The sequence below is a fragment of the Verrucomicrobiota bacterium genome, assembly GCA_039192515.1.
Classification (GTDB): domain Bacteria; phylum Verrucomicrobiota; class Verrucomicrobiia; order Methylacidiphilales; family JBCCWR01; genus JBCCWR01.
Window position 1 is genome coordinate 1 of record JBCCXA010000072.1, and the last position, 6,265, is coordinate 6,265.

General features: G+C 40.7%; 9 protein-coding genes. 1 reads left to right on the top strand and 8 read right to left on the bottom strand.

Going from position 1 to position 6,265, the window contains the following annotated elements; genetic code table 11:
* The 5 genes from AAGA18_15660 to AAGA18_15680 all read right to left on the bottom strand — a co-directional run.
* Positions 1-772 (bottom strand): hypothetical protein (locus tag AAGA18_15660; protein MEM9446778.1); only part of this gene is annotated, 772 nt, incomplete at its 3' end.
* A 75-nt stretch (positions 773-847) separates the two neighbouring features.
* Positions 848-1,840, bottom strand: coding sequence for a site-specific tyrosine recombinase XerC (gene xerC, locus AAGA18_15665; protein MEM9446779.1), 993 nt, complete (start codon positions 1,838-1,840; stop codon positions 848-850).
* A gap of 57 nt (positions 1,841-1,897) precedes the next feature.
* The gene (locus AAGA18_15670) at positions 1,898-3,481 is read right to left on the bottom strand and encodes a hypothetical protein (GenBank protein MEM9446780.1); all 1,584 of its coding nucleotides are present in this window, start codon (positions 3,479-3,481) and stop codon (positions 1,898-1,900) included.
* Entirely contained in the window at positions 3,478-3,639 is a 162-nt protein-coding gene (locus tag AAGA18_15675; GenBank protein MEM9446781.1) for a hypothetical protein, read from the bottom strand. The genes AAGA18_15670 and AAGA18_15675 overlap by 4 nt, the downstream gene beginning before the upstream one ends.
* Positions 3,620-3,781: a hypothetical protein gene (locus AAGA18_15680; GenBank protein ID MEM9446782.1), complete on the bottom strand. Its 162-nt coding sequence runs from the start codon at positions 3,779-3,781 to the stop codon at positions 3,620-3,622. The genes AAGA18_15675 and AAGA18_15680 overlap by 20 nt, the downstream gene beginning before the upstream one ends.
* A gap of 148 nt (positions 3,782-3,929) precedes the next feature.
* Between AAGA18_15680 and AAGA18_15685 the strand changes: the two genes are divergently transcribed.
* Positions 3,930-4,127: a helix-turn-helix transcriptional regulator gene (locus tag AAGA18_15685; protein MEM9446783.1), complete on the top strand. Its 198-nt coding sequence runs from the start codon at positions 3,930-3,932 to the stop codon at positions 4,125-4,127.
* 531 nt (positions 4,128-4,658) lie between these two features.
* Here AAGA18_15685 and AAGA18_15690 read toward each other — a convergent pair.
* Genes AAGA18_15690 through AAGA18_15700 form a run of 3 tightly spaced genes read right to left on the bottom strand, consistent with a single transcriptional unit; the run spans position 4,659 to position 5,832 of the window.
* Positions 4,659-4,979 (bottom strand): hypothetical protein, encoded by a 321-nt coding sequence (locus AAGA18_15690; GenBank protein ID MEM9446784.1) that lies wholly within the window; start codon positions 4,977-4,979, stop codon positions 4,659-4,661.
* A 17-nt stretch (positions 4,980-4,996) separates the two neighbouring features.
* Entirely contained in the window at positions 4,997-5,299 is a 303-nt protein-coding gene (locus tag AAGA18_15695) for a hypothetical protein (GenBank protein ID MEM9446785.1), read from the bottom strand.
* A 2-nt stretch (positions 5,300-5,301) separates the two neighbouring features.
* A complete protein-coding gene (locus AAGA18_15700; protein MEM9446786.1) occupies positions 5,302-5,832 on the bottom strand; it encodes a Fic family protein in 531 nt (176 codons plus the stop codon).
* Between the last annotated feature and the right edge of the window lie 433 nt (positions 5,833-6,265).

Consider the following 6,265-nt stretch of genomic DNA (forward strand, 5'->3'; position numbering starts at 1 on the left):
GATTAAGCATAAATTCATGAACTATATTACAAGAACCTACTATCTGCTTTAACCATAAACACATCTTCCGAACATCTAGTTGATCCGAAAAATATGTATCTATATCACTATAATTTGCTTTAATACGATTTCTGTATAATAAATTTAAGATTGAAGTATACCCAATTTTCTTTGATGCATTATCATAATGTTTCTTATTAAATTTTTGCCTAGGCTTATTATCATCAGTTTTAAGTTTCATGTCTTTAAGTTGTTTTTGCAATTCTCTTTCGCTAGTTGCCTTTAAAAATGAAGCTATCTGAGAGTCGATACTTTCACTATCCAACGAATTAAAATCTACAGAACTATAGCGAGCTTTTTTATCTATATTTTTGTAATCTATAGTCTTCCCTCCTTTAGCTAAAAAACCTATGCTAATTGGATATCTTCCAGCATCTATCATAGTTGAGAATTCTTTCATGACAGCTTTATGTGATTTTTGCCCCTTCCCAAAAGCTTCAAAATAACTCAGAGTTATTGCAAAGACAGAGTAATAAGCCTGTGCAAAACCCCACTGCAACGAATTTCTTAAAGCATCTCCATCAAGATAGTCTAAATTTACATGTAGTAGATGCTCTGTATTCCAACCATTCAAAAGCCATTTTTTTATTTCATCTATTTTGGATGTAGATGATAGCTTAAACTTTTTTGATTTAATTAAAGATTTACACTCTTTAATCAATACTGGTCTCTTAAGACGACAACAAATAGCTTCTAACTGAATTTGTGTCATTTTCACTCTGAACGACATGTCATCTCGACTTTGTATTTCTTTCCTCGAGAGTGGCACAAATTTCATAAAGTAAATTTATAAAGATATTTTTGCTGGATGACATTTTTCATGAGCTTGTTGTAATTCTCTCAAACTCACATGAGTATAAACTTGTGTGGTCTCAAGATGCTCATGACCTAGCATTTCTTGAATATGACGAATATCGCATCCGTTTTCAAGAAGACCTGTGGCAAAACTATGTCTAAATAAATGACAGCTACCAGATTTACCGATATCTGCTTTGTCAATCCATTGACTCACTTGATGGGTGATTCGACTGGGCTTGATTCGTGTCCCCTGAGCATTGAGAAACAAGGCTTGTTCACAGTCGTCCGTACCTTCAGCTAGTAAGATTGGCCTAACCTCAATGAGGTATTTGTCTAACCACTGCAATGCCCTGCTTCCAATCGGCACGTATCGATCCTTATGGCCTTTACCCTGTTCAACTCTGACTAGGGAACGAACGGAATCAACATCGCCTAGATTCAGAGAACACAATTCGGTCCTTCTCACCCCAGTCGAATAGAGGAACTCTAGAATTGCTCGATTGCGGATGCCCATTGGCTTGGCTACATCGGGCACATTCATCACGGCTTCCACTTCATCGTGATTTAAGATCATTTTTGGAAGTCTACTTTCCTTTCTAGGCATCTCTATATTCGCCGTGGGATTGTGCGGAATATGCTCTTCCCTAGTGAGCCAGCCAAAGAAGCTTCTGACCATACTGAGCCAGCTTTTTTGGGTTCCGACTGATAAGCCTTTGCCATCGGCCTTCTTGTAGTGATAAAGATGACTTTGGTAGTTGAGAATCGTTTCTCTGGTCACCTGTCTAGCTTGAGTAATGCCTAGTTCTTCACAGTAACAGCGAAACTGTCTTAATGTCTTAGCCTTAGAATAAACCGTCTGGTCGGTGTAGTTTCTGACCTTGAGGTGTTCTAGGTAGCGGCCTAGCAAGTAGCCTATAGAAAGAGGATCTTTCTGGCTACGGATATCTTTGAGGGTTTCTTCTAATAGATCTTTATAAAACATTTGGTGTTTGCCTCCTGGAATATCTCCGACAAGTGGGTGATTTGGTGTGTAAGTGGTTTAGGATGAAGCTCTTCGCTTGACAGTCTTACGTCCGACAACTGGCCGACGCCCTCCGACATCCTGAATCTGAGGTAAATCCCATCCTTGAGACTCTTGGGCCTGATAAACGAGCTGGTAGCAATATTGAGCACCAGGGCCATCGATCCTATGCCGGATGATCCATTCCAGTTCGACAAGTCTCTCTAGATGATCTCTAACCTGCGTCACTCCCCATTTGGTGAACTCTCTGGCCTCTTTGCGAGTGAAGCGAACTTCATGTCGCTTGAGGTTCTTTTCCTCCGCTAGTGATTCAACCATGTCATCGAGAACAAGGAGGAATGAACGTGTAGGCGGTGAGAGTTCGTCGAGCGTGCGGCCTAGGAATTCTTTAGCTAGCCCATGAGCAATCTCAATATCTTGTTTATCCACTTCAATGTAATCAATCTTTCTGCCTTTGTATTCTGTGGATTCGACTGTCTTCTGATATTGCCTGAGATAAGCAATGGTTCGGATTAGTCCTAGGAACTTGGGATTGTCTCTTCTAAGTCTGAGTTGATCATCGGGAAAGGATAGTTGCTCGGCATAAGGGTTGTGCACCGCTAAAGGTCTGAGAAGTCTCTGTGCGTTGTGATGTAAATTAAGAATCTTTTCTTTATCAATTCGTTTGAAATGTCCTTTGAGGGTTTCAGCTTCTCTCTGTGCTGCATGAATCCGTTTGGTTTGCTCCTGGGATTCATCGACTGTGAGAATGAGATATCTTGTTCCAAGCTCGTAATCAATTTCGGGTTTGGTTGATGTGGTCAATTGAGCAACGGAAGCTTTGATTTTACGAATCTTGGTTTGAGGAAAGCCGGAATCTGGATCTCTGACAGTCACAGCAAGTGTTAGTTCACCTTCAGAACCTAATATTTTCAAAGGATAGGTTGCTTGAGTGCTGCCTTCATCTTCAGGAATCGCTAAGACTTTGTTCTTTAAGCTTTCTTCATGCATGTAAAAGAGAGCCTGAGCTGTTAAGGAAGTCATGACGTGTTTATCCTCCGGTGGAACAAAGGAAAGGAGAGCATTCATCAAATAGGATTTGCCCGAGGCGCTACGCGCCATGATCTGACCGCAAAGCGGTCTGTCTAACTTTCGTGAGATGGTGATCAAGTAGCCTAAGAGTCTGTTGCTTTCTTCACCAACTAGACCCACCTTGTCAAAGTCCTGTTGGATCTTCTCGATGAGATTGGGATCTCTAAGAAAAGCTAAGGCTTCTTGTTCCTGCTCAGGTGAAAGTTCGGGAGCTTGATCAAAAGTTTGTAGTTTTTGTTTGAGACGTTCTTCTTGATATGGCTCAATTAGTTCAATGATGGTGGTGAGATCCTTTTCAATCTCTTCTCTCAAAGCTCCGGTGATATCAGAAGCTACCGCTACGAAAGATTTACGGGAGCGGGCGTTATAGAGATCTAGCGTATCAAAATGAATTCGGTCATTGGCTTTGATGCGCAGATTGAGTTTGAGCACTTCCAGGTTATTATTCTTCTCCATGCCACGGAGCCGATATAAGCGATCTTCTAGATCAATGAAGACTTCCTGAGTTTCTTCTGAAATTTGCAGCTTCATGAATTAACCTCTTTTTCCAGAGCTCTGAGTAGTTGGTGTATTTTATCTGCTTGGTCTAGATGCTGGTTTTCATATTCTATAAGCCAATCAACAAGTTGAGCTGAAATGTGTTTAAGCCCTTTTTTCTTCTTAGAGCCTTTAATTTTGTCCTGGTTCATAGTCGGTATTCCTATCTCTTTCTGATTCCAGATCCTTGATGATTTGCTTGAGCACTTCACTCTGTTGAAACTCCGTCTGTGCATACTCCAACAAACGAAGTAGTAGTTTGGTTAAGCGGGTTCCTTGATCGTCTTTTGGCATTTAATCTCCTTATGAGTTTTATATTCATTTATACTAGCATCTAGTATAGCTATTCGCAGTTTATACTAGACTCTAGTATATTTAGTCAACTCATTTAGAAAGTCATTTGCACAGAAAACTATTCCTGCCTAACATTTTCATTTACTCAATGAGCAACAAACCAACCTTTTCGGAAAAATTAAAAAAGGCCAGAGAACAACTTGGTCTAAGCCAAGCTCAAGCGGCTTTAGCTTGGGGTGTGAATAAGCGGACTCTCCAAGCTTGGGAAAGAGGAGCTAATACACCACACGAATTTACAATACGTGAAGTTGAAAGAATTATTGAAGAATCATTAAAAGGTTTATAACCACTCCTAACAAAAAACCTTAAACTACTTCTTCCCCTCGCAAGAGCAAGGAGAAGAAGTAGCCGGAGGCCTAACTTGGGTGTGTTGGGTATGTCCTAGCAGTCAAATGACAGCTACGCTGGCGTGAAGACTGCCATCGTAGTCATAATCGTAAAAGTCATAGGTGTCATCCTACGATGTTTATGACATAGGGTTTGGGGCGGTTTCTTAGCGAGGACAGGACGTCCTCGCAACCCAGGCATGGATGCCTCTTATCACGATGAGCGGAGCCAGGCGTAGCGAATGAACTATGGGGGTGCGTGGGAGGAAGCTGGCGTGGTCTATGCGGGAGCCAGGAGACTTCCGTGGGCAACGGCTCGCGCACAATACGCCGGTATGTCAGAGCAACCGACTCTGGGAAGGTGCCTCCCAGGAAGGGCTCCCAGTTTCTTCAAGGCGGTGCTTGGCATACTGGCCTGTTGTGCGAAGCTCTCCCAAAGCAAGCACTAGACCATGACAGCTACTCTTCCCTCCAAACGCAAGGAGCTTTGGTTAGTTGCTTTTCTTTCGTTTGAGACTAATAAAATAGAATATCGAAAATAAGGCTGCTATTGGCCATGTAGGTATCCAAAAACTATTAAACTTTAATTCTTCATTAGAAAAGCTTCCGGGAATAAGAACTGAGAAGTCAGGTTTGCTCACATTAAAATAAAATTTACTCTCTCCAGGAAAGCCTGTTGTAACAATTTTAATTGCCGAATGGTATAAACCAATTGACGTGACTTCGCTTTCGCCACCCATTTCAAAAGAAACAGACAAAGGCAGTAATGAAATTTGAACAATCCAAAATAAGACAATAACTACCTTCAACATAAAATTTTCTAAAGCTTCTAAATATCAAATTCCCAAACTTCGTCATTATAGAAAACGATTGCATCCGACATTAATTCTTGCAGGGATTCTCCATCATTTCTAAAAAAGATGTCATCACCTAGTTCCCCACCGGATATTACAACTGTAAATTTTTCCTTAGCGGCACGTGCTCCATCAGTTTTAATAACAACCGAAGATCCTTCCTCAGATATTTTATTAAAAGCAGAAAAATACTTTGATAAATAATCTAATGAAGGATCGCAATCGATGTCTAGTTCAATTAAAAGCTGTTCTACTTGTTTTATAGTGTTTTTATTCATTTTTATTTACTTAATGCACTAGATATATCATCTACAGATCTTAATTGTCCACTGGCAACTTGATTTACAACCCCTCTTATTTGAGAAGCAGATGTTGAACCCCCATTACTCCCAATTATTTTCTGCGCTACTGCTGATGCAGTTCTTTTGTTACCATCGTTAAACATATGCCTACCAGCAATATCTCTTATAGCCACTGCTGCTTTCCCGTTAACAGTGCTTTGATACTGCATATTAGCTATAACAGTATCTACCTCACCAGTTAAAGTAGTAGTTCCTCCAGCAGCTTTATTTATACCCATAATATCATCAACCGTTGGAACAACAATATCTTCAGATGTTTTAACGATTGCACTCTTAGTCCCTAGACCACCTAAACCTTTTAATGCAGTATTAATACCAGGTCCAGCTATAGCATTTAGTGAAAGCCCTAAAACTCCTTCTCCAAACTCAGCAAATTTAACATCTGCCATAGAACCTTCTACTGTCTGAGCAAGGACTGAGCTTGGGATATTATTTGTTCCTCCAAACATATCCTTCAGAGCAGTTAATTTTTCTCCTCCAGGAGGAAGATTAGAAATTCTTTCTATTTCGGTAATGAAAGCTATTTCTGCCTTTTGCTGTTTAGAACTTTTCTCAAGTTCTCCAACTTTCTGTGCTAGCTGTTGTTTTCTTTTACCACTTTGAGCTTTGTCTAAAAGACCTTTTGTTCTCTTAAGTTGAGTTTCAGTTTTCTTTTGATCCCTCTTACGCTCAGCAAGAGATCTATCATCCTGTTTCTTGCCACGTAGCCCTTCTGGATCGAACTTTGTCCAGGGATTCTGATTGACATAGGTATAAACATCCCTGGTGCAGTCGTAGTGATGGAAGTTGTTTTTCTCCGATGAATGCTAGGGACAGGAGCTGCTAGCTCTAGGCACACAGGCGGCTAAGGAAAAATTTTTCTAGGCGCGGTTTTTAGCAGGC

Bases quoted from the DNA above. Each gene is read 5' to 3' on its own strand.
- xerC (MEM9446779.1), bottom strand. From the start codon at position 1,840: ATGTTTTATAAAGATCTATTAGAAGAAACCCTCAAAGATATCCGTAGC.
- AAGA18_15670 (MEM9446780.1), bottom strand. From the start codon at position 3,481: ATGAAGCTGCAAATTTCAGAAGAAACTCAGGAAGTCTTCATTGATCTA.
- AAGA18_15675 (MEM9446781.1), bottom strand. From the start codon at position 3,639: ATGAACCAGGACAAAATTAAAGGCTCTAAGAAGAAAAAAGGGCTTAAA.
- AAGA18_15680 (MEM9446782.1), bottom strand. From the start codon at position 3,781: ATGCCAAAAGACGATCAAGGAACCCGCTTAACCAAACTACTACTTCGT.
- AAGA18_15685 (MEM9446783.1), top strand. From the start codon at position 3,930: ATGAGCAACAAACCAACCTTTTCGGAAAAATTAAAAAAGGCCAGAGAA.
- AAGA18_15690 (MEM9446784.1), bottom strand. From the start codon at position 4,979: ATGTTGAAGGTAGTTATTGTCTTATTTTGGATTGTTCAAATTTCATTA.
- AAGA18_15695 (MEM9446785.1), bottom strand. From the start codon at position 5,299: ATGAATAAAAACACTATAAAACAAGTAGAACAGCTTTTAATTGAACTA.
- AAGA18_15700 (MEM9446786.1), bottom strand. From the start codon at position 5,832: ATGTTTGGAGGAACAAATAATATCCCAAGCTCAGTCCTTGCTCAGACA.